This window comes from Panacibacter microcysteis, assembly GCF_015831355.1.
In the GTDB taxonomy this organism is placed as follows: Bacteria; Bacteroidota; Bacteroidia; order Chitinophagales; family Chitinophagaceae; genus Panacibacter; species Panacibacter microcysteis.
In genome coordinates this window covers 2,471,088-2,492,315 of record NZ_JADWYR010000001.1, presented here as the reverse complement: position 1 = coordinate 2,492,315, position 21,228 = coordinate 2,471,088, and the positions used below count along the sequence as shown (strand labels likewise).

The following is a 21,228-nucleotide window of genomic DNA, read 5'->3' as shown; positions in this document are numbered from 1 at the left end:
AGCTTTGTGCTTTCAGCTTTAATTTTATCTGCTGGCTGCGCAGTATTAATTTTCGGGCCCATCTGCAAAGACCGCTTTCCTGCACTAATTATTCACTGCAGCGTGCTGTCTGCATTCATTAATGATGGCATCAACTTTTTCTTTGGTCAGGTGTTCACGATAATATTTACCCATCTGCATCATTGGCGCGTAGCCGCATGCACCCAGGCATTCAACGGTCTTAAGCGTAAACAAGCCATCTGTCGTTGTTTCACCGGGCTTTATACCCAGTTTTTCTCCTATATATGCAATGATGTCGTCACTCCCCCGCAACATACATGGGCCTGTCTGGCAAACCTCGAACATGTATTTGCCCACAGGCTTCAAGTTGTACATGCTGTAAAATGTTGCTACTTCATACACTTCGATTGGCTTAATATTTAGCAGGGAAGCTACATAATCCATTACCTCTGAACTGAGCCAGCCACCAAAACTTTCCTGGGCCAAATGCAATACAGGCAGTAAAGCACTTTTTTGCTTTCCTTCCGGGTAACGGGCCACCAGCCTGTTAAATTCTGCCATCTGCGTTTCTGAAAACTGTGCCATATAAGTAAGAAGTCGAAAGTAAAAAATCAAATAACGTTTTGGCTTTTTACTGTTGTTTAGAATTTTTATGCGTCCATTTCACCTGCAATCAGGTTCAAACTGCTCATGGTTAATATTGCATCACTCAGCATACTGTTTTTAGTCATTTCAGAGAATGCCTGGTAATAAATAAAACATGGTCTTCTGAAATGCAGCCTGTATGCAGCCCTGCCACCATCACTGATCAGGTAAAAACCAAGTTCCCCGTTTGCACCTTCTACGCTGTTATATACTTCGCCCTTTGGAATCTCTGTTTCTCCCATAATGATCTTGAAGTGATAAATAAGTGCTTCCATCTTGGTGTAAACATCTTTTTTATCAGGCAGGTAATACTCCGGTAACTCGGCATGGAAAACCTCAGCCTCTGCACCCTTAAATTCCTGTATTTTCTGGTAAGCCTGTGTAATAATGCTCATGCTCTCCCACATTTCCAGGTTTCTGACAAGAAACCTGTCATAGGTGTCGCCTGTTTTACCAACAGGAATATCAAACTGAAAATCTTCGTAACTGCTGTACGGGTTGTGCACACGAACATCATAGTCTACACCGGCGGCTCTAAGGTTAGGGCCTGTGAATCCATAATTCAATGCTCTTTCAGCACTTATAGGGCCTGCACCAATTGTACGCTCCATGAAGATGCGGTTACGCGTAAGCAGGCTTTCAAATTCTTTCAGCACTTTAGGGTACTCATCTAAAAACTTTTCCAGCTTTGTAAATGCTGCGTTGCTAAAGTTGCGTTCAAAACCACCGATGCGGCCAATATTCGTGGTAAGCCGCGAACCGCAAACTTCTTCGTATATCTCGTAAATCAACTCGCGGTACTGCATTACGTACAGAAATACTGACAGCGCACCGGAATCTACCCCTACAATGGAATTACAGATCAGGTGATCTGCAATACGCGCCAGTTCCATAATGATCACACGCAGGTAATCTACCCTTTTTGGCGTTTTTACACCCAGCAATTTCTCGCAGGTAAGGTGCCAGCCCATATTGTTAATAGGTGCGCTGCAATAGTTTAACCTGTCTGTAAGCGGTGTAACCTGGTATAATGGCCTGCGCTCTGCAATTTTCTCAAACGCACGGTGTATGTAGCCAACCGTTTGTTCAGCAGAAACAATACGCTCACCATCTACCTCAATAATATTTTGAAAAACCCCGTGTGTAGCAGGATGCGTAGGCCCAAGATTAAGCGTGGTCGTTTGCTTTTCTATGGAACCTTCGGGAAGTTTTACGTGACTTGTTGTAAGTTGATCAGACATTACTGTCTTATATTTTTATGTATTGAGCAATTGAATTTCTATTAAGCTTTTGTTGTGTCACTCACTTGTACTTTCTGTTCTCTATTGGGCAAGTGCACAACCAACCTTACAAAATATCGCTGCCTGTCGGTCTTGTCTTCTCTTCTTCTGCAATCGTGGCTGCTGCTGCCTGCGCTGCGGTTGCGGTACCAAAACCAAACGAACCGCCCCGCCCAAACATTTCATCGTCTTTGTCTATCCTTGTCTGGTCTTCCAATGGATATTCTTTGCGCATAGGAAAGTAATCCATCTCATCTACATTCAGAATTCTTTTTAAGTTGGGGTGGCCAACAAAATTGATTCCGTAAAAGTCGTATGTTTCTCTCTCCATCCAGTTGGCTGATTCGTATACTGCCGTTGCAGATAAAACATCCGGTGTATTGATATCAGTAAATACTTTAAACCGAATGCGGATATTATCGTAAAGATTATGCAGGTGATAAACAACGGCCAGTTCCCTGCCTTTGAGATCAGGATAATGAACTGCTGTAAGATCTGTGAGGAACTGAAAGCGAAGCGTTTCATCATCAAAAAGAAAACGCAGCAACTCCACGTTCAAAGCTTTGGGAGCCTCGAATGTGAGCATGCCGTAAGGTTCCTCCACGTTGGTTAACTGTTCTCCGAAGCGGGCAGTTAGTTTTTCCCTGATAATATCGTTTGTTAAACTCATATGCTAAATCCCTGCTCTAAAAGCAAAAGGTTATGTTTTCTTTCATAAAGACCAGCTTCACGCACTCTGTTGTTACAACACCCGATCTCTTACATTGTTACAGAAAAAGATCGCTGCAGCCGCCATAAAAAGGAACGCACAAGTGAGTGACACAACAGGCGATGCCATTTGCGCCGCAGCCGGTAACAAAATTTACTCTATTCCGTAACTGTTGAGCAATGCTTTATAATGCTCACTGTTTCGGCGGCGCAGGCTCTCGTTGTGCACAAGATCCTGTATACGCATGAAGCCATCCAGGATAGCTTCGGGGCGTGGCGGGCAACCCGGCACATAAACATCAACCGGTATTACCTGGTCTATACCCTGCAACACACTATAAGAATCGAATATACCGCCGGACGATGCGCAGGCGCCTACCGCCAACACCCAGCGTGGCTCTGCCATTTGCAGGTAAACCTGTCTTAGAACAGGTGCCATTTTTTTGGCAATTGTGCCCATTACCATCAGCAGATCGCACTGGCGCGGGGTAAAACCAAGACGCTCAGAACCAAAACGCGACAAATCGTAATGAGAACCCATTGTTGCCATAAATTCAATGCCGCAACAGGAAGTGGCGAAGGGCAGCGGCCATATGGAGTTCTTTCTCGCCAGGCCAACCACGCTTTCCAGCTTTGTTGCAAAGAAGCCATCGCCCTGCATACCTTCCGGCATATCTGAGATTGCTACGGTATCGTGCAGGTTTACTTCTTTTGGATGTATATTAAATCTTACGGGACGTGCCATAATTCTGATAGTTATTTGTTATTGTAAAAACATAATCCATGCCTCAATGTTCAACTGCACCAGTTTTTTACATTCGCTTTAGTCTTCCCACTTAAGTGCACCGCGCTTAATAATGTAAATAAAGCCTACAAGAAAGAATCCCACAAAGAGGAGTATTTCTACAAAACCTGTCCAGCCGAGGCTTTTAAAGTTAACAGCATATGGATAGAAGAAAATTACTTCCACATCAAACAACACAAAAAGAATTGCTACAAGGAAATATTTAATAGCCATGGGCTGGCGCGCATCTCCATGCGTTTCAATACCACTGGCAAAGGTTTCGAGTTTATCTTTTGTCTTTCTTTTAGGACCAAACATGTGTGTTAACACCATCATGGTAGCAACAAAACCTACGGCAAAGATCAATTGTATGGCAATCGGCAGATAATCTGAAGTGGTTCCGGTGGCTTGTGTATCTAAAAGAAAGTAGGGAATACTCATAATATTGAATTGCTCCGCAAAAATAAGGGCATGTGCTGTCAAAAAAAAACTCCACTTTAAAAGTGGAGTTTTTATTAATCATTTTGATTGTTATTTTTTTCCTGCGCCGTTACCGGTCTTTGGTTTATCGGCAGTTTCTTTATCAGATTTGGAACCGGTGCTGCCTGATGATTTGCTTTTCGCTTTTTGCAGGATGTCTATATATTTGGTAGCGTCAGCATTTGTTGGATCATACACAAGAATCTGCTGCAAATAGTAGATAGCAGAATCTGCGTCTTTCTTTGTGTTTGCATAATATCCTGCCAAAGCACCATTTACCTGCACTAAAGTGCTTTTGTATTTCACAGTATCTGCTTTCAGGAAACTGATATAATCAAGAGCAGGTTGTACAGCCGTTTCAAAAGTTGTATCTGCAGCCTGCGCTGTTTTATAAATCCACATGGTGCCATAAACCTGGTCAGGGAATTTGTCTTTATAAATCCTGAACATAGAATCGGCGAGCTGATAATTTTTTGCCATGTATGCCGCTTCTCCGTAATCGTAGATATCCCTGTTTGTTGGATTAGCATTCAAAGCATAGCTTTTTGAAACCCACTCCAATCTTTTCGCATGATCTTTCGCCCTTTTATAAACTGCGGAGATGCTGTCTATATACCCGATTTTGTTTTTCTGAACTGTATCAGTATTGTATGCTTTAATAAGATAGTTGACTGCAGCTTCACGTTGTGTACTGTCTTTTGATAAAATAGTTGACGCGATCACGTAATCAGTAGGCGCTATTTTATTTGTATCTGCAATAGAGAAATATTTTTGAATTGCTGCCTGTGCAGATGCCTGGTCTCCTAATTTATTATAGTTATATGCGTAGATGATGTTGATTCTTGGATAGTCTTTACATGCGCCGCTTTCCATTTCTTTGGCTTTTGCTATAGACTCCTGGTTTTTACCTGCACGATACAGGTAATCTGCTACGAAATAATCTGTTTCGCAATCTTTATCAGCATTGGCTACAAATTTATCGAGGTATTCCTTCGCAGCATTAACATCTCTTTCTTTATAGTAATCAAAATAAGTAAGATACACTGGTGCATATGCTGGATCAGCAGCAATCGCTTTTCCGTACCACTCGTTCATATACTCTGTGTTATTTTGACTCTGGTATATTCTGCCTATTCTATAGAAAGCTGCAGCATACTGCGGGTTTCGGCGTGTGGCATCCATGAATGCTTCCACCGCTTCGCCCCCCTTATCTGATCCTAATTTAAGATAGCTGATACCTAAATTAATATCAATACTTGGATCAGTTGTGTTAAGGGTCTGCGCCTGCTTTAATTTTTCAATGGCATACAATGGATCTCCCTGCGCACTGCTGCCATCAGCGTTTGCACGGCCAACAGCGTTCAATATGTCAGCATCAGGATTGCCTTTGTTTTTGCCTTTGGTTGGCGTGGCAGTAGTTATGGCCTGGTCAAATTTTTGACGCGCAGCATTTTTATCGCCGTTTTCCAATAACTCAATATGACCTGAACCAACCCAAATATAGGGGTCATTCACACCATCAGTCAATGCCTTTTGATACAGTGCTTTCGCCTTTGCAAGGTCTCCACTGTTTATATAAGCCTGGCCCAGCCAATATATACTTTTGGCATCTTTCGAATTTGAAGCCACGACTTTCTCTAATGTTTCAACCGCGCTTTTGTTTCGCTGGTAATACAAAAACTTGATTCCCTCGTCCAAACTTTGAGCAACCGTTATTGCTGTTGCCAGTACAACCGAGAATAGCGTTAAAGTTGTTTTCTTCATTTTCTACGTTTTATTCAGGTGTTATATGTTTACTCGATATTACTTGCTCTGATTCTAAAATACATTTTCGCCGGTACAAGATAACTTCTTCTGAAAACCAACTGACCTCTTTCAAGATTGAGATAGTTGGTAAACCCCGTACCAAGACCTGTTGATTTTTCTTTGAGGATATAATACAAAGGACGTACCAAAGGATACTGCCCGTAGCTGATGGTGGCCTGACTTGGCTTTGCAAAACTTCCGGAATCACAATTCCTGTTACATTCCAGTAAGGCAAACCGTATTTTTTCTCTGTAGGCCAATTGTTCAGGGTCCTGGTCGTTTGTAACCCAACTGGAACCTACAAAACCCAATGCGTTTTCATTTTTGGCTACATAATCCACTACTGCTTTGCTGCCGTTGGCTGCCATTACATTTGCGCCAAAATTTTTACCCTTCAACACAGAATCGAGGAGGTACCTTACGGTACTTGTGGCATTGTTTCCATCAACAACCAAAGTTTTAGAACTATCTTTTCCACTCAGCAAATCATGCAACTGAGATAATGTGAATACACTGTCTTTCGCGTTCTTATTTATAATTGCACTTACTGCATCATAAGCAAGAATATCATACTGTGGCGGAAAGGAAAGTTTATCTGCATAGATTTTTCTTTCTTCCTCTGTTAAACCCTTTGCCACTATGATCATTCTTGTACTGTCTTTTTGAAGGTCACGAAAACAATCCGCTTCAGATTTATAACTTGCTATGATCTTTGCATCAGGGTAAGAAGACTGGTACACTTTTATCTGTTCGCTGATAACCGGCTCAAAACTTTCATCTACACTGATATAAATGGTGCCTTCTTTGGGAGAGTCGTACACTTTCTTTTCACCCTCATTGTTACATGCAAAAAACAATACTGCAAGAAGAATGAGATACGGAAATAAAACTACCCTGTTTTTACTGATTTGCATGTTAATCATCTTTCTTGATTCCCCTGTACAATCTAAATCCGCCATACAACAAACACAACCCGCCAAATGCATAGATTAGTACCTGGTCAAATTGTTCAAACAAGCTTAATCCTACCTTATCACTAAAAAACATCAGCAACCCAATGCCAAGAATTAATATACCCATTGTAATATTATACACCTGGCGCATGGTATTGTAATTCTTCTGCTGCCTGTCTCTGAAATCGTTCTCCATTAATTCTTTGTTTGGATCAGGGTTGGCAATATAATAATTTTTATTTGTGTTCATCGGTCTTTTATTACAAAATGAATGAAAGTGATAAATGACTATGCTGACTGATTTTAACAACCTTTAAACTTATGAATAGTAGTTTGTTTACCCGGCAACAGGAATGCTTTTTAACTGTTGTTGCGTCGCACTCTTGTACGGCAACAAATAATTCAGCTTTTACCAGCGCACGTGTGCAGACTTATTTCCGGGGAAAGACAAGCGTGTTTATTAAGCAATCCAACCAACATTAAGAAAGAGATGCTGAACCAGCAAAAAATCCATAAATAAAAATATCCGGAGGCAACGGCTTAACAGTTTGTTGCGATTTTTAAAAGCAATGCAATAATGCCTCTGCTGCTTTACGAAAACCAGGCCTGGATGCTGCGCAACGATATACAGTACAAGAGTGCGACGCAACGAAAGCTGAAAATTGTTTTACAGCCGGGCTCCTGAAAATTACTTGCAATGCAAAGCCTGTGGCTAATATATCTTTGCCGCCGAAATTGAATGCATGAATGTTTTAATGGTGTGTTTGGGCAATATTTGCAGAAGCCCGCTGGCTGAAGGTATATTACAATACAAAGCTTCTGCTGCCGGCCTTTTATGGAAAGTTGACAGTGCAGGAACTGCGGGTTATCATATAGGAAAACCACCACATGAACTTTCGCAAAAAGTGTCGAAAATAAATGGCATTGATATCAGCAGCCAGCAATGCAGGCAATTTAAAAAAGAAGATATGCTGCATTACGATAAGATATATGTAATGGACAGCAGTAATTACCTTGATGTAAAACGCATCAGCGGTGATCTTTGGAACGAATCAAAAACAGACCTGCTGATGAACGAATGCTACCCTGGCCGGAACATGGCCGTTCCTGACCCATGGTATGGAGCGGAAGATGGCTATCATACCGTGTATAAAATGATCAGTGAAGCATGCGATGTAATTATTGCCAGGTATGGCTCAATAAACATGTAATTGTATTTAACAGATGGCAAAACCAACATTACCACAAGGCACAAGAGATTTTAGCGCCGAAACAGTGCGCAAACGCAACTTCATTTTTAATACTATAAAAGTAGTATTTGAGCTTTATGGTTTTCAACCGCTTGAAACCCCGGCCATGGAAAACCTCGAAACATTAATGGGTAAATATGGCGAGGAAGGCGATAAATTGATTTTCAGGATTTTGAATAACGGGCTTGACAAACAGGAAAAGCATGATAAAGCAAAAGCTGATTTCGAAAAAATACTGGAAGGCAGGAATGTTACGGGTATTACTGAACGGGCGTTGAAATATGATCTTACCATTCCTTTTGCCCGCTACGTGGCCATGAATCACGGCCAGTTGACATTTCCTTTTAAACGCTACCAGATGCAGCCCGTATGGCGTGCAGACCGGCCGCAACGTGGCCGCTACCGCGAATTTTACCAATGCGATGCAGACGTGGTGGGCAGCAGTGCATTGATAAATGAAGTTGAGCTGGCAAATATATACGCCACCGTATTTGATAAATTGGGCATAGCAGTAGAAATAAGAATCAACAATCGTAAAATACTCGCCGCGCTTGCCGAGTTGTGTGGTGGTGCTGATAAACTTACAGCCATAACGATTGCGATTGACAAACTGGATAAGATTGGTTTGGATAAAGTAAAAGAAGAATTACTGCATAAAGGTCTGCATACACAACAGGTAGCAATCATTGAACAATACTTATTGATAGAAGGCAGCAACGAACATAAACTTGCAACACTCAAAAACTTACTGGGCACAAATGCCACAGGTGCCCAAGGGCTGGCAGAACTGGAATTTATTTACAACTTTAAACCCACGAATAATAAACTTGTTTTTGACTTTACACTGGCAAGAGGCCTTAATTATTACACGGGTACAATTTTCGAAATAAAGGCTAAAAAGGTTTCCATGGGCAGCATTGGCGGTGGCGGCCGGTACGATGACCTCACCGGGTTATTCGGCGTTCCAAACCTGCCGGGTGTGGGAATAAGTTTTGGCGTTGACAGGATTTACGACGTAATGGAAGAGCTGCAGCTATTTCCTGAAACCGTGCAGACCGGAACACAGGTATTATTCTTTAATCTTGGCAAAGCCGAATGCAGCAAAGCTTTTGAGCTGATGCAGCAGCTAAGAAACAATGGCGTAAAATGCGAGATTTACCATGAGCAGGCAAAATTTGACAAACAGTTTAAATACGCTGAAAAAAAGAACATACAGTACGCCGTAATTATCGGCAGTAAAGAATTGGCCGAAAATACCTGCGTGGTAAAAGAACTGCTGAAAGGCGAACAACAAATTATAAAGCAGGATATGCTGCACCTGTTTGAATTCTAAACAAAAAACCCCGCTTTTCCGCGGGGCTTTTGCTTATCTACAGTCCTTCGTAAATTACCGCGGCACCCTGCCCCACACCTACGCACATGGTTGCAAGACCATATTTACTTTTTCTTCTGTACATTTCATGAATAAGTGTGGCAGATATTCTTACGCCACTGCAACCTAGCGGATGCCCGAGTGCAATAGCACCACCATTTACATTTACTTTTTCCTGCGCCAGCTTAAGCTCCTGCATACAGGCAATTGACTGAGATGCGAAGGCTTCATTCAACTCTACCAGATCGAGGTCTTCTACACCAATGCCGGCTCTCTTCAATGCCTTGCGTGTTGCAGGTACCGGGCCAATTCCCATAATGGCCGGATCTACACCGGCTACACCCATGCTTACCACCCGTGCAATAGGTTCCAGCTGAAACAATTTTACCGCTTCCTCACTTGCCAGCAACATGGCTGCTGCGCCATCGTTAATACCGCTTGAGTTACCCGCGGTTACTGTTCCATCTTTTGCAAAAGCGGGCTTTAAGCCTGCAAGCTTTTCCAGGGAGGTTTCCCGTGGGTGTTCATCCTGTGCAAACCATGTAATCAATCGGTCGTTCACCATTTCTACAGGTACAATTTCATCTTCCCATTTTCTCTCATTAAGCGCTGCAAAATATTTCTGCTGGCTCTCCAGTGCAAAAACATCCTGCGCCTCGCGGCTGATGTTCCATTTTTTGGCAACATTTTCTGCCGTTTCACCCATGGAGTAAGGGTGATACATGTCAGCTAAAAATTTATTGGTAAAACGCCAGCCTATAGTAGTGTCATATATTTCATTTTTGCGACTCCATGCGCCATCGCTTTTGGCCATTACAAAAGGTGCCCTGGTCATACTTTCCACACCTGCCGCAATGTATAACATGCCTTCATTGCACATTATACCACGGGCTGCATCCATTACTGCCTGCAGGCCACTTGCACACAAACGGTTTACGGTATTACCTGCAACACTTACAGGCAAGCCTGCAAGCAAAGCAGCCATACGGGCTACGTTGCGGTTATCTTCACCTGCCTGGTTGGCATCTCCTGCTATAACGTCTTCAATGGCGTTCAGGTCTATGGTATCGTTCCTGTTTACCAAAGCTTTGATGGCGTGCGCAAGCAAATCATCCGGTCTTATTGTACTCAGTTTACCGCCATAACGCCCGATGGGCGTTCTTACAGCATCAATTATATATACAGGTTTCATGCGCTGATTTTAGCTGCGCAAGTTAACAGATACCGGTTGTATGTAACAGATATTTTTATGGGCCGGGCTATCGTTTTACATGGCACCAACTGTTGCGTCGCACTCTTGTACTGTTGGTCTGTGTGCGGCAGAAAACGCCGTGCGGTAGTAGTTTCTCCGCACCGGCAGAAGCCAGGAAAAAAACACCGGCAGTTTGCCCTGTGCCCACATATTTGCTGCAGTACAAGTGAGTGACACAACAGGTGTTGATAGTAGCAATGCAGTTAAGTTCAGCATTATTCTTTCAACATCTGACGCCTCATAAACATAAAAAAAGGTTACTGCTCATCGCAATAACCTTTACAAGAATCTTATTCTTCAATTATACGTTTGCCTTTTCTTCGGTACTCTTAAAGTCGAACTTTAGCTTGCCGTTTTCTTTATCAAGATCAGCAATTAACACATCGCCGCTTTTGATATTCATATTAAGAATTTCTTCCGCCAAAGGATCTTCCAGGTATTTCTGAATGGCCCTGTGAAGTGGTCTTGCACCAAACTGTGAATCGTAACCCTTTTCTGCAATGAATGATTTTGCATCAGGTGTTAACTCGAGACCAAAACCTAGCGTGCTAAGGCGTTTCAATACACCTTTCATCAAAATATCGATGATCTCGAAAATATGATCCTGTGTAAGTGAATTGAAAATTACCACATCATCCACACGGTTTAAAAATTCAGGCGAGAAAGTACGTTTTAACGCTTTTTCAATTACGGCTTTATTGTTCTCATCCTGGTTTTGAATACGTGCAGCGGTTGCAAAACCAACACCATCTCCAAACTCTTTCAACTGGCGTACGCCTATGTTAGAGGTCATGATGATAAGTGTATTCTTGAAATTAACCTTGCGGCCTAGACCATCGGTTAACTGCCCATCGTCAAGTACCTGCAACAGGATGTTGTAGATATCAGGGTGCGCTTTTTCTATTTCGTCCAGGAGGATTACGCTATACGGCTTACGGCGCACTTTCTCAGTAAGCTGGCCACCTTCTTCATACCCCACATAACCCGGAGGTGCTCCAATTAAACGGCTTACGGTGAATTTTTCCATGTACTCACTCATATCCATCCTTATAAGCGCATCTTCACTATCGAACATATAACGGGCCAATGCCCTTGCAAGTTCCGTTTTACCAACACCTGTAGGCCCAAGGAAAATAAATGTTCCAATTGGCTTTTTGGGATCTTTCAAACCAACGCGGTTACGTTGTATTGCTTTCACCACTTTACTGATGGCTTCATCCTGGCCAACCACCATACCTTTCATATCTTCACTCATCTTACGAAGCTTCTCCGTTTCTGCCTGTACCATACGCTTAACAGGGATACCTGTCATCATACTCACTACTTCAGCAATAGCTTCTTCATCTATAGGATAACGCTTGTGTTTACTTTCTTCTTCCCAGTTATTTTTCGCTTTTTCCAGTTCTTCGCCCAAACGCTTTTCTGTATCTCTTAATGCTGCGGCCTCTTCGAAACGCTGGCTTTTAACAACTTTATTTTTCTCCTGCTTTATATCTTCTATCTGTTTTTCCAGTTCGATGATATTCTGCGGCACGTTGATGTTTTTTAAATGCACACGTGCACCTACCTCATCGAGTACATCTATTGCTTTATCGGGCAATAAACGGTCTGTCATATAACGGTCGCTCAATTTTACGCAGGCATCAATTGCTTCATCGTTATAAATAACGTTGTGGTAGTCTTCGTATTTAGATTTGATGTTATTCAGTATCTGAATGGTTTCGTCAACCGTAGGTGGCTCTACCAATACCTTTTGGAAACGACGATCAAGTGCTCCGTCCTTTTCAATATACATCCTGTATTCATCCAGTGTTGAAGCACCGATACACTGCAGTTCGCCACGAGCCAGCGCAGGTTTAAATATGTTGCTTGCATCAAGCGAACCACTTGCCCCGCCGGCACCAACAATTGTATGAATTTCATCTATGAAAAGAATCACATCACGGTTTTTTTCCAGTTCATTCATAATGGCCTTCATTCTTTCTTCAAACTGACCGCGGTATTTGGTACCCGCAACCAATGCTGCAAGATCAAGACTGATTACCCTTTTATCAAACAACACCCTGCTAACTTTGCGTTGTACAATTCTTAATGCGAGACCTTCTACGATGGCTGTTTTACCAACGCCGGGCTCGCCAATAAGAATCGGGTTGTTTTTCTTTCTCCTGGAAAGTATTTGCGATACGCGCTCTATTTCTGCTTCTCTGCCAACGATGGGATCGAGCGAACCTGATTCTGCAAGTCTTGTTATATCTCTGCCAAAGTTATCCAGGACAGGTGTTTTACTTTTTGCAGCGCCTGCCTGTTTGCCTTTTGATTGCTGGGAATAACTTTTCTTTTCTTCATCAAAATCGTTGTCGTCATCTTCTGTGTACTCGCTGCGTGTTTCATTGCTTCTTACCATACCTAATTCGTTTCTGAAAATATCATAGTCCACATCAAATTGTCCGAGTATTTGTGTAGCAATATTTTCTCTGTTTTTTAAAATAGAAAGCATGAGGTGCTCTGTTTCAACGAGCGGACTTTTTAAGGCTTTTGCTTCAAGTACAGTAACACGTATGACTTTCTCTGCCTGTTTTGTTAACGGAAGGCTGTTAATATTGGCAATATTTTTTCCTGTTTTATCTTTTACAGCCAATTCAACTTCTTTGCGCAATTCGTATAGATCTACATTTAATTGCTTTAGAATTTTTATGGCCATGTTCTCCCCTTCCCTTATCAGTCCGAGCAACAAGTGCTCAGTACCGATAAAATCATTTCCCAGTCGCAGTGCCTCTTCCCTGCTAAACGAAATGATCTCCTTTACCTGCGCTGAAAAGTTGTTATCCATTTAATTTAGTATTTGTACAAGTATAACGAATAAATTTGAGCAATCTTTCCGTGCAATTATGCACATCTGTTAATGTTTAATAAAGGTATATGAATTTCAAAATTGATACCAAAGAGAAATTTACGGTAATAACACCATTAGCGCCTGAATTGTCTGCCAATTTAACAGAAGAGCTTGCTCAGATTTCCGTGGATTGTCTGCAAAGCGACATAAAGAATGTAGTGGTTAACCTTAAGAATGTGGATTCAATACCTGAAACCGCTGCTACAAATCTTCTTACGCTGCAGCAATCGTTCTATGAAAATAACAATTCTTTCGTTATTTGCGAAATGCGTGCTACAGTTCAGGAAACAATTGAACAACTGGAATTGTTTGAATCGATGAATGTAACACCTACAGAAAGTGAGGCATGGGACATTGTGCAAATGGAAGAGATCGAAAGGGAGTTGATGAACGGCTTTGATGAGTGATTAGCATAGCGGGGAACTCCGCCGTTTTCGACGGGTGTTTTGTTTTCCCCTTCATCAGGTATTGGAGAGTCTAAAACCCAGTTGTTCATACATTGACAGAAAATCGAAACCGTTCCATCCTTCTACGAGTTTACCCTCTATAAATCTTGCGATGGTTACACCGCTGAAGTTTGCTTGTTTACCGTTTGCATCGCTTGCTGATACGATGCATTGCGCAGCCTGGAATTCGCCATTTGAAAAAATTGGCTCAAGTTGTACATGTACACGCGGAAAATTCTCCCGGAAAGAATTGTAAAACGGTTTAAAAGCTTCAATTCCTTTTTTCTCACTGTCGGTTTTAAGACCATGTATTACAGCACCTTCATACAACATTGTGTCTATGAACCCCTCATTTGCATTGTTCCACACCTCATCGTACCATTGTTGCAGCAGAGAAATGTCTGTCATATGTTTTCTTTTTAAGTTAAGTCAAATTATCCGTAGCGCATAATTTTTTTCATATGTATTTGGCGCCGGAACGGGTGTTCCGTTGAATACACAGTTTACCTGCCATATAACCCAATAGTATGAAAAACCTATTGTACAGTTGGGATGATATGCCCGGTTTGCCTGGCTATGCTTTGCCGTACAAGAGTGCGACGCAACAGCAGCCTCATGCATGCACTACTGCCTGGTACATTATCTTACAACGACGAATAAGACGGCTTGATATCTGTTTAATATTTAATACTGCATGGCTTGGCGGCATCAATTATATTTGCAGCCAATTTAAACAGCACGGAAAAATGACCATCTCGTATAACTGGTTGAGTGAATATTTGCCGGAAAAGATTGAGCCGGAAAAACTGTCGAAGATCCTTACATCTATTGGCCTTGAGGTGGAGAGCCTTGAAGCATACGAAAACATAAAAGGCGGATTGAAAGGACTGGTAACAGGTGAAGTGCTGGAGTGTGAGAAACATCCCGGCGCAGATAAATTGTCTTTGACGAAAGTGAATATCGGACAGGGAGAACCATTGCAGATTGTTTGTGGCGCCCCAAATGTTGCTGCAGGCCAGAAAGTGGTTGTTGCTACTGTTGGTACTACCATTTATCCAACAGGTGGCGAACCGCTAACGATGCGCATCGCAAAAATACGTGGTGTGGAAAGCCATGGAATGATCTGTGCGGAAGATGAAATTGGTATTGGCGAAAGTCATGCAGGTATTATGGTATTACCTGCTGATGTAAAACCCGGTACACCTGCGGCGGAATATTTTGGCATTTACACTGATTACATTTTTGAGATTGGTCTTACACCAAACCGTATGGATGCAATGAGCCACCTTGGTGTTGCAAAAGATGTATGCGCTTATCTTTCTCATCATGTAAAGAAAAAAACAAAACCTGTTACACCATTCAGCAATGGCTTTAAAGCAGACAATAACGAACTGCCCATAAAGGTTACGATTGACAATACAGACGCCTGCCAGCGTTATTCGGGTATTTCAATTAAAAATGTAACCATTAAAGAATCGCCGCAATGGCTGCAACATAAGCTGAGGGCAATAGGCCTGAGACCCATTAACAATATTGTGGATGTAACCAATTTCGTGTTACACGAAACAGGGCAACCATTGCATGCGTTTGATGCTGATGCAATAAAAGGTAATCATGTTATTGTGAAGAATCTACCTGCTGGCACAGTATTTAAAACACTTGATGATAAAGACAGGATTTTAACAGCCGAAGACCTGATGATCTGTAACGGGGAAAGTGAGGCGATGTGTATTGGCGGTGTGTTTGGCGGAATACAAAGTGGCGTATCTCAGAATACCACAAATATTTTCCTGGAAAGTGCCTGGTTTAATCCCGTAAGTATAAGAAGAACATCTGTACATCATGGGTTGAGAACAGATGCTGCCACAAGGTTTGAAAAAGGTGTTGATATTTCTAATACAGTAAATGTTCTGAAGCGTGCGGCGCTGTTGATCAAAGAAGTTGCCGGTGGACAGCTGGCCAGTGATGTAGTGGATATTTACCCGGATAAGAAAGATAAAATGCAGGTAGCCATTAAATACCACTACCTGAAAAAGCTGAGTGGCAAAAATTATCACCCGGATGCCATCAAAAACATTTTAGAAAGCCTGGGCTTTGAGATTGTAAAAGAAGGTATGGATGAACTGCGTGTAGATGTTCCTTACAGCAAACCCGATATTAGTTTACCCGCAGACATAGTGGAAGAAATTATTCGCATAGACGGGCTCGACAATATTGAAATACCCAAAAATATTCACATCACACCATCTAATGACACCAGTGCTTTTAAAGATGGCCTGAAAGAAAAAATGGCTGAATACCTGGTTGGACTTGGTTTTAACGAAATACTTACCAACTCCATTACCAACAGTAAATATTACAACGAAGAAGTATTGGCATCTGCAGTAAAAATGGTAAACAACCTGAGTGCTGATTTGGATATTTTGCGGCCTTCTATGCTGGAAACAGGTCTTGAAACGATTGCTTATAATCTCAACAGGAAGAACAGTAACCTGCGCTTCTTTGAGTTTGGCAAAACATATTCTTCTGCTTCAACCGGCAACTACAAAGAAGAAGAGCAGTTTGCAATATTTATTACCGGTAATGACGAAACCGAAAGCTGGAGAAAAAAGTTAACAGGCACTGATTTTTACACAGCAAAAGGTATTGCTGCGGCATTGCTAAGACTTTGTGGCCTGCAGGGCATACAGTTTGACGAACCTGTAACCGGTTATGCGGGTAACCATTTTGCAATAAAACAAAAAAATAGTATTGTCGGAAGCCTGGCTGTTGTAAGCGCAGAACGGCTCGGCACTTTTGATATTAAACAACCTGTTTATTTCATTGCGTTTAACTACGCAGTTTTACTTACGCTTGTAGCAAAACAAAAGATCACCTACAAAGAGGTGGCAAAATTTCCTGCCGTACAGAGAGACATTGCCATGGTAGTTGATATGGCGGTAACATTCGGGGAACTGGAAAAGACGATTAAAAAATTAAACATTTCCAAACTGCAGGATATCAAACTTTTTGACGTGTTTGAAAGTGATAAAATTGGTGCAGGTAAAAAATCTCTTGCCATTAATTTTACCTTTGTCGACGAAGAAAAAACATTAACAGATAAAGAGATCGATGGTATGATGCAAAAGATCATGCAGGCATGCGAAAAAGATCTGGATGCCGCCATCAGGAAATAAGTTATGGATCAGCAACTGGACATACAATTAAAAAACCTGCAAACAAAACTTCAGTCGTTACTGAAGCAAAACCAGTTGCTGCAAAAACAGGCAGCGGGTCTGCAAAAGGAAAATACCAGTTTAAAAATAGCGTTGGAAGAAAGGGACGATAGTATTGCCAGGCTTCGCCAGCAGGTAGATGTTTCCCAATTAAACACTGCGGGTTTAAGCGACAAAGAAAAACTGGAATTGCGTAAAAGAATAGATGTATACCTTGCCGAAATAGATAAATGTCTTGCACTCATCAACGAATAATATGGACGCGTTAATACCTGTTACAATTCTCATTGGCGACCGCACTTACCGCTTAAAAATTGATGCGGAAGATGAGGAGCGGGTACGCAAATCTGTAAAACTCATCAACGAAAAAATTGCGGAGTTCAAAAACAATTTTGCCGGCAAAGACATGCAGGATTTTATTTCCATGGTTTTGATCTGGTTTGCTACAGAGCAAATGAAAAACAACGGAGAAACCACCATGCTGCATGACACCATTAGCAGACTGGTACAAATGGAAGAAATGATCGACCGTGCATTGGATGAGGGTAAGTGATTAAAAGATTTGTTTATCATTTAAAAGACCTGCATGGCAGGTCTTTTTTTATTATGTTACCGGCAGCATTACTACTATAATGCTGCGGTTGTGTCACTCACTTATGCGTTCTGTACGCTGTTCGGCAATAACCCACCATACACCCTTATACCAGCCGGTTCATTTTTATAGTTTATAACGTTTTACTGTTGATGCTGATGAAGTTTTACAGAATGATCGCTGCAGTTGCAAAAAGTTATACAGCACAAGTGTGCGACGCAACAGGCGATGCCATTAGTACTGATGCCAGGTTCATAAAAACTACTGTAATTGCGCAACCAGTTCGCTTTTCTCAATAACACCCTGCTTACGCCACGTTTCTTTACCATTGCGGTACACAATAAAAGTGGGTAGCGCTTCTACTCCCTGCAATTTCATCATGTTTGTATGTATGCCGCCATCTATTTTTACCAGCCTGAATTTATCTTTTAGCTCAGTTTCCAATTCGCTGATAACTGGGTCCATCTTTCTGCATGGCGGGCACCACGCTGCACCAAAATCTATCAATACAACAGGCGCTGCATTAACCTGTGCAGCATAATCCTGTTCGGTTATCTGTGGTTGTGCAGAAGTGCCTTCAACAGGCTTATTTTCAATCTTCCATTGCGTGATTCCGCCCCTTAGATTTTCAACAGTTGTAAACCCGTTATCTGCCAGCCATTGAGACGCTTTACTGCTTCTGCCTCCGGAAGCACAGTAAACCAACACTGGTTTAGATTTATCGAGGTATTGAACCCTTTCTTTGAATTGAGCCTGGTTTAACCAATCTGCCAGCATTGCATTTTTTATGTGGCCGTCCGCAAATTCTGTTGGCGTACGAACGTCCAGCACCTGCACATTTTCTTTTTGTATATCTTTTTCAAATGTGGTTGCATCTACATCTTTATTCCCCTGTTGTGCATTCGAAGAGCAGGAAAATAACATAACAGCGAGTAGTAGCGACATTATATTTTTCATACGTGCTATTCTATTGATAATACTGAACAGATAAAGGAAATTTATCGCCCTGTACATTGAGCGCAGCGGCAGCCGCTTCGCTAATTCGAAATTGTAACCCTTTATTTTCTTTCATATCATCGAGACGCCATAAAACTTTTGCATACACAACATTGCCATTAGATGCACTGATTTTAACAATAGAGCCGGAAGGTGCTTCGTTCATCAGCACGTAATATTTTTTGTCGTTCCAGCCACTGGCCGTCTTAAAGATCATTGCAATGCCATTTGCACCTGATGCGTTTCCTGATAATGTAGCAAAATCTTTTGCGAAAAAGTTGTCGCTGCCATCCGGAGCTGCATTGCCGGCAGGCCTTTCTTTTTTGGTTTCAGTAACTACCGGTGCTACGGGCTTCACTTCTTCTTTAACAATAACTTCTTTCGCCGGCTCCTGCGCTTTTTTCTGTTGAGTGGCGTTGTCAATCACCGGCTCGTTAACAATAAGCGGTGGTGATTGCTGAGGTGGCGATGATATTGCCTGCGATTGTAATGCCTGCCTTTGTTTTACAGCTTCCGGAATGCCGTTTACACTTACAGCCAGTATCTCTCCTATCTCCAGGCTATTGTCCTTTTTATAATTCCATTGTTGTAACTGGTCAATCGTTACTCCATATTTTTTACTGATACTGTACATGGTTTCTTTAGGACCCACCACATGCGTTATTGCTTTGGAGGAACCCTTTGGCGGAGTGGTGGTAACGGGTTTGGCCGCTGGTGTAGATGTTTTTGTTTCTCCCGGTCTTGTAATCGGCTGGCCGCTTCCCGGTATTTTTATCTTTTGGCCGATTACCAGTTTGGTATCGGCATGCATACCATTCAGCCGCATAATATCACCTACCGTAGTTTTATATTTCTCAGCAAGCATAGAGAGTGTTTCGCCCTGTGCAAGCGTGTGCTCCGTATATTTTTGCGCAAACACATTCATCATCAAAACAGTACAGCTAAATAACAACAGGAACATCTTTTTCATTGATCAAAGATTTTCGGTAGCAGTAAAATTAATCTTTTAAAATTCTCCAGTTGACGGGGTAATAGTTATTGATGCGGTTGTGCAAAACTTTAACCCATCCAATGCTTATTCCACAATAACGCAAAAGGTTCCAGCCTTTTGGGGCATTTTCCAATCGAAAGTCCTTTCTTTTCAGGTAGCTTAAGGCTGTCTCTTTATTTACCCCTGTTACATTAATGTTTGCGTTAATAAGCAAGCTTAATGCCAGTTCATGGTCAGGAACCAGGTCTTTGCCTTTTAATGCCCCCACTGTTACACCGGCTTTGCGGAGATATAACTGTTTCTGCAGTATAGCGAGGTCGTATTTCCAAACTTCAGGCAAAGCAATAATATTTTCGGCCTGCCTGAATAGAAACAATGGGCTCTTTGTAAGCCAGGCCTGTGTAAATGCTTGCTCTGTTTTTGAAACTTGCAGAACCGTAGCGGCCTTCAATGAGCGTTCGACGCCATCCGTTTTCCTGAAAGCCGCAATAAAAAATCCTTCGCCTTTTACTTTATCCGGGTAAAAACGGTAACCATAACTTTTGTGTTTGCTGATTGTTTCTACAATGTTCCAGTCATCGTGCAACTTTAGCGGCAAACTTTCGACCTCAAAGGTTTTACACATGAAGTCGCCAATATTTTCATCTTCAGCAGCAGAATAAGAGCAAGTGGCATAGATGAGTATGCCATCTTTCTTCAATGCAGGAAATACATCGGCAAGAATTCTTTGCTGGCGCTGACAACAAAGCGCTACATTATCCTCACTCCATTCGTTGATAGCTTCAGCATCTCTCCTGAACAGCCCACTGCCGCTGCAGGGTGCATCTACAATAATAACGTCAAAATAATTTTGTAGCGCAGCAAAATCTTTGGGATCGTTGTTGGTAACAATCACATGGTCACTGCCCCATTTGTTAAGATTTTCAACCAGTATTGATGCCCTTGATTTAATTACTTCGTTGGAAACCAGCAATCCACCAGTAAAATAGGATGCGAGTAAGGTACTTTTCCCGCCGGGCGCAGCACAGAGGTCGAGGACTTTCAGGCCTTGCGTTGCATTACCAACCGTTTGATGCAGTACCGTCCACAAAAACATACTGCTGGCTTCCTGTACGTAATAGGCACCGCCGTGCAGTAATGGATCGTGTGTAAAAAAAGGTCTTTCTTTCAAATACCGGCCATGTTCGCACCACGGAACTGCTTCTTCATTTAACATTGACCATTCACCACTGACGTGCTTCGACGGATTTAATCTTACACTTGTTACCTGGCTGCCCGAAGCATGCACGCGAAGAAAAGACTCTTTATCAAAGCCTTTAACCCCTTCTAAACTTTGGATTAACTGTACCGGCAACATGGCCGCAAAAATACCGTAATACAAATGGGTGGATCGCATTTTGGGGAGATTTTATACGATTAACCGGGTGTATTCTTGCTGCCATTATTTATACAGCTGAAGTGATTGCGACGCAAGGGACGATGCCATGAAATACAAAAGCAGGTATTAAAATAAATTACTCTACTTTAATCCTGCTCTTTCTTTATAAGTTTAGCAATCCTGCTAT

Annotated in this window: 20 protein-coding genes; 6 read left to right on the top strand and 14 right to left on the bottom strand. The window is 42.0% G+C overall.

Annotation, left to right across the window (positions count from 1 at the left end; genetic code table 11):
* Positions 1-84: 84 nt before the first annotated feature.
* The 8 genes from I5907_RS10150 to I5907_RS10115 all read right to left on the bottom strand — a co-directional run bounded on the left by I5907_RS10150 (position 85) and on the right by I5907_RS10115 (position 6,906).
* The gene (locus tag I5907_RS10150) at positions 85-585 is read right to left on the bottom strand and encodes an NADH-quinone oxidoreductase subunit NuoE family protein (protein WP_196990598.1); all 501 of its coding nucleotides are present in this window, start codon (positions 583-585) and stop codon (positions 85-87) included.
* Positions 586-650: 65 nt separating this feature from the next.
* Entirely contained in the window at positions 651-1,886 is a 1,236-nt protein-coding gene (locus tag I5907_RS10145) for an NADH-quinone oxidoreductase subunit D (protein ID WP_196990597.1), read from the bottom strand.
* Between the two features lie 106 nt (positions 1,887-1,992).
* Positions 1,993-2,595: an NADH-quinone oxidoreductase subunit C gene (locus I5907_RS10140; RefSeq protein ID WP_196990596.1), complete on the bottom strand. Its 603-nt coding sequence runs from the start codon at positions 2,593-2,595 to the stop codon at positions 1,993-1,995.
* A 192-nt stretch (positions 2,596-2,787) separates the two neighbouring features.
* The gene (locus tag I5907_RS10135) at positions 2,788-3,378 is read right to left on the bottom strand and encodes an NADH-quinone oxidoreductase subunit B (RefSeq protein ID WP_196990595.1); all 591 of its coding nucleotides are present in this window, start codon (positions 3,376-3,378) and stop codon (positions 2,788-2,790) included.
* Between the two features lie 78 nt (positions 3,379-3,456).
* Positions 3,457-3,858 carry an NADH-quinone oxidoreductase subunit A gene (locus I5907_RS10130; RefSeq protein WP_196990594.1) on the bottom strand — a complete coding sequence of 134 codons (402 nt, stop codon included), beginning with the start codon at positions 3,856-3,858 and terminating at the stop codon, positions 3,457-3,459.
* A 90-nt stretch (positions 3,859-3,948) separates the two neighbouring features.
* Positions 3,949-5,661 carry a tetratricopeptide repeat protein gene (locus I5907_RS10125; RefSeq protein ID WP_196990593.1) on the bottom strand — a complete coding sequence of 571 codons (1,713 nt, stop codon included), beginning with the start codon at positions 5,659-5,661 and terminating at the stop codon, positions 3,949-3,951.
* Positions 5,662-5,690: 29 nt separating this feature from the next.
* Positions 5,691-6,617, bottom strand: a complete 927-nt coding sequence (locus tag I5907_RS10120) for a PstS family phosphate ABC transporter substrate-binding protein (RefSeq protein ID WP_196990592.1) — start codon at positions 6,615-6,617, stop codon at positions 5,691-5,693.
* A 1-nt stretch (position 6,618) separates the two neighbouring features.
* A complete protein-coding gene (locus I5907_RS10115) occupies positions 6,619-6,906 on the bottom strand; it encodes a hypothetical protein (RefSeq protein WP_196990591.1) in 288 nt (95 codons plus the stop codon).
* Positions 6,907-7,399: 493 nt separating this feature from the next.
* On the opposite strand from I5907_RS10115, the gene I5907_RS10110 reads away from it, so the two are divergent.
* Both I5907_RS10110 and hisS read left to right on the top strand, forming a co-directional pair.
* Positions 7,400-7,867, top strand: coding sequence for a low molecular weight protein-tyrosine-phosphatase (locus I5907_RS10110; protein ID WP_231402017.1), 468 nt, complete (start codon positions 7,400-7,402; stop codon positions 7,865-7,867).
* Between the two features lie 13 nt (positions 7,868-7,880).
* Complete coding sequence (gene hisS / locus I5907_RS10105; RefSeq protein ID WP_196990590.1) at positions 7,881-9,239, top strand: histidine--tRNA ligase; 1,359 nt, start codon at positions 7,881-7,883, stop codon at positions 9,237-9,239.
* Between the two features lie 37 nt (positions 9,240-9,276).
* Here hisS and I5907_RS10100 read toward each other — a convergent pair whose 3' ends face one another.
* Positions 9,277-10,470, bottom strand: a complete 1,194-nt coding sequence (locus I5907_RS10100; protein WP_196990589.1) for a thiolase family protein — start codon at positions 10,468-10,470, stop codon at positions 9,277-9,279.
* 361 nt (positions 10,471-10,831) lie between these two features.
* The gene (locus I5907_RS10095) at positions 10,832-13,360 is read right to left on the bottom strand and encodes an ATP-dependent Clp protease ATP-binding subunit (RefSeq protein ID WP_196990588.1); all 2,529 of its coding nucleotides are present in this window, start codon (positions 13,358-13,360) and stop codon (positions 10,832-10,834) included.
* Positions 13,361-13,449: 89 nt separating this feature from the next.
* Between I5907_RS10095 and I5907_RS10090 the strand changes: the two genes are divergently transcribed.
* The gene (locus I5907_RS10090) at positions 13,450-13,830 is read left to right on the top strand and encodes an STAS domain-containing protein (RefSeq protein ID WP_196990587.1); all 381 of its coding nucleotides are present in this window, start codon (positions 13,450-13,452) and stop codon (positions 13,828-13,830) included.
* 54 nt (positions 13,831-13,884) lie between these two features.
* Here the strand turns inward: I5907_RS10090 and I5907_RS10085 are convergent, their stop codons facing one another.
* Positions 13,885-14,277, bottom strand: a complete 393-nt coding sequence (locus I5907_RS10085; protein WP_196990586.1) for an ester cyclase — start codon at positions 14,275-14,277, stop codon at positions 13,885-13,887.
* Between the two features lie 119 nt (positions 14,278-14,396).
* Between I5907_RS10085 and pheT the strand changes: the two genes are divergently transcribed.
* The 3 genes from pheT to I5907_RS10070 are packed head-to-tail and all read left to right on the top strand — an operon-like array spanning position 14,397 to position 17,637.
* Positions 14,397-17,045, top strand: a complete 2,649-nt coding sequence (gene pheT / locus I5907_RS10080; protein WP_231402016.1) for a phenylalanine--tRNA ligase subunit beta — start codon at positions 14,397-14,399, stop codon at positions 17,043-17,045.
* Between the two features lie 3 nt (positions 17,046-17,048).
* Positions 17,049-17,339: a hypothetical protein gene (locus I5907_RS10075; protein ID WP_196990585.1), complete on the top strand. Its 291-nt coding sequence runs from the start codon at positions 17,049-17,051 to the stop codon at positions 17,337-17,339.
* Between the two features lies 1 nt (position 17,340).
* Positions 17,341-17,637, top strand: a complete 297-nt coding sequence (locus I5907_RS10070) for a cell division protein ZapA (protein ID WP_196990584.1) — start codon at positions 17,341-17,343, stop codon at positions 17,635-17,637.
* Positions 17,638-17,937: 300 nt separating this feature from the next.
* Here the strand turns inward: I5907_RS10070 and I5907_RS10065 are convergent, their stop codons facing one another.
* From I5907_RS10065 to I5907_RS10055, 3 genes are read right to left on the bottom strand one after another with little or no spacing between them, the layout of a single operon-like run.
* The gene (locus I5907_RS10065; RefSeq protein WP_196990583.1) at positions 17,938-18,633 is read right to left on the bottom strand and encodes a thioredoxin domain-containing protein; all 696 of its coding nucleotides are present in this window, start codon (positions 18,631-18,633) and stop codon (positions 17,938-17,940) included.
* A gap of 10 nt (positions 18,634-18,643) precedes the next feature.
* Positions 18,644-19,642, bottom strand: coding sequence for a LysM peptidoglycan-binding domain-containing protein (locus I5907_RS10060; protein WP_196990582.1), 999 nt, complete (start codon positions 19,640-19,642; stop codon positions 18,644-18,646).
* 28 nt (positions 19,643-19,670) lie between these two features.
* Positions 19,671-21,059 (bottom strand): methyltransferase RsmF C-terminal domain-like protein, encoded by a 1,389-nt coding sequence (locus tag I5907_RS10055; protein ID WP_231402015.1) that lies wholly within the window; start codon positions 21,057-21,059, stop codon positions 19,671-19,673.
* Between the last annotated feature and the right edge of the window lie 169 nt (positions 21,060-21,228).